Origin of the sequence: Qingrenia yutianensis, assembly GCF_014385105.1 — a bacterium.
In the GTDB taxonomy this organism is placed as follows: Bacteria; Bacillota; Clostridia; order UMGS1810; family UMGS1810; genus Qingrenia; species Qingrenia yutianensis.
The window spans coordinates 1-1971 of record NZ_JACRTE010000056.1; the positions used below are offsets into that span (position 1 = coordinate 1).

At 33.2% G+C, this 1971-nt stretch carries 2 protein-coding genes; both read right to left on the bottom strand.

Annotated elements, in window-relative coordinates; all coding sequences use genetic code 11:
- Positions 1–107 precede the first annotated feature (107 nt).
- Positions 108–1121 (bottom strand): site-specific integrase, encoded by a 1014-nt coding sequence (locus tag H8706_RS11945; RefSeq protein WP_394354578.1) that lies wholly within the window; start codon positions 1119–1121, stop codon positions 108–110.
- Positions 1114–1812: a tyrosine-type recombinase/integrase gene (locus H8706_RS11950; RefSeq protein ID WP_262432818.1), complete on the bottom strand. Its 699-nt coding sequence runs from the start codon at positions 1810–1812 to the stop codon at positions 1114–1116. Before H8706_RS11950 ends, H8706_RS11945 begins: the two co-directional genes overlap by 8 nt.
- Positions 1813–1971 lie beyond the last annotated feature (159 nt).

Genomic DNA, 1971 nt, shown 5'->3' on the forward strand with positions numbered 1-1971 from the left:
TAATCTATATTATCTAAGCTAAAATATTATGTTGAGCAGAAATAGACAACGCCTTATAATACTTGATTTGTCTATTTTCTTTCTCAACATAATATTTTCTATAAAATCTATCTACCTAAATTTTGGAGCCATTCCAAAAGGTTTTTGTTTTCCAACCATATAGGTAGAACAGGCGTTTCCGTTTTTCCCAAGGTGTTTAAAGCAGATATCTTCATTGACATATCGGCATGTGCATATATCTGGGTGGTTTCAATACTTACATGTCCTAAAATGTCTCGAATATATATTATATCAACTCCGGCCTGCAACATATGCATTGCTTTCGAGTGTCGCAACACATGTGGTGTAACATGTGTTTTGAACAGAGGATCTTCCTCTTGAGCCATTTTGCAATATTTATCTAATATATACATCACTCCAAAACGTGTAAGTTTGTTTTTGTTTCGGTTTGTGAAAACCGGATAACATTTAGCGGATTCGTCTAATAAATGATTCTCTTTTAAATATATGTGTAAATTGTTAGCGGTGTTTTTTAGTAAGGGAACATCCCTTGTTTTTCTTCCTTTGCCAAGTAGTCGTACAAATTCGGGAGATTCAAAACGAATATCGCTCGGTGTCAAATCTATGATTTCCTGTACCCTTGCACCTGTATCATACATTAAACTGAGTAAAGCTAAATCTCGTCTGCCATGTTTGGATTGAACATCAGGTTGTTTTAGAATAAGTTTAATTTCATCCTTTGTAAGGTAATTAATACTTTTTGTAGTATGTTTCTTCGCAGGAATATTTAATACTTTCTTGCACAACAAGATATTTTCGGGAGATTCTGCTTGAACATATTTAAAAAATGAGCGTAAAGCCATAAGCCGTTGATTACGTGTGTTAGTACAAGATAGGCGTTCTTTCTCTATGTATTCCAGAAAATCAAAAATAATCTCTTGATTTACTGATTTGAAGGAGATTTTTTCGACGGGAATACCTTTTTGGTCACGGCAATATTTTAAAAACAACTTAAATGTGTCGCAGTATGATGCTATTGTATTTTTACTAACATTTTTATAATTGGGCAGATATGAAGTCAAGTACTCAGAAAGAAATTCTGGGAAATCTTTTTTAACCAAGATAATCACCTACTTTCGGAATAACCGAGTTGAATGGCTCCATTTTTTGAGTAATAAGACTGAACTGCTCATATGTTAAATGCAAGTATTCTTCTGTCATATAAATATTTTCGTGTCCCATATAGGCTGACAAATATGGTAGCATTGAATTTGTGTTTACACCATCTTCGATCCATTGTTGTAATCGGTGCACAGCATATGAATGTCGCAAATCGTGCATTCTCGGACCATTACCACGACCGCCATGCATTATTCCGGCCTTCCAAAGTATGTTTCTGAATTTCGTGTATATGCATTTTTCGCTTAGTGGATCTCCATGTACATTTGTAAACAACAGCGCATCCGTGTCTGAATTATTATGTACAATATTTATGTATTCAATAATGTGTTTTAATACATCCTCAGACATTGGAACATATCTACTTTTTCCGTATTTTGATTTTTCGATATATAGCGTTTGATTTTTAATATTTATGTCACGGATGTGAAGATTGATTGCTTCAGCGCACCTTAGTCCACAATAGTATAATAATCTAAAAAATAAAGGAACAACTAAATGGGTATATGTACTTTTCTTTTTTGGATATCGATCAGCAACTTCGAAAAATTCATTGATTTCAATAACGGAAAAAATATATGGCTTAAAAGCATGAGACTTTTTTGGTATTTCAAAATTACAATAGGATTCCATACCCATGTGTTCACAATATTTAGCAAACTCCCTTATAATAATTAAGCGTATCCTAATTGCCGTCTTCCCAGATTTGATGGACAGAAAAAAGTGTGATATAATGAAATGGACGCAAACAAATTCAAAATCACAGGAGGAATTTTTATGTCAATCAAAAAA

Coding starts and splice junctions, on each gene's coding strand:
- H8706_RS11950 (WP_262432818.1), bottom strand. CDS start 1,812: ATGGAATCCTATTGTAATTTTGAAATACCAAAAAAGTCTCATGCTTTT.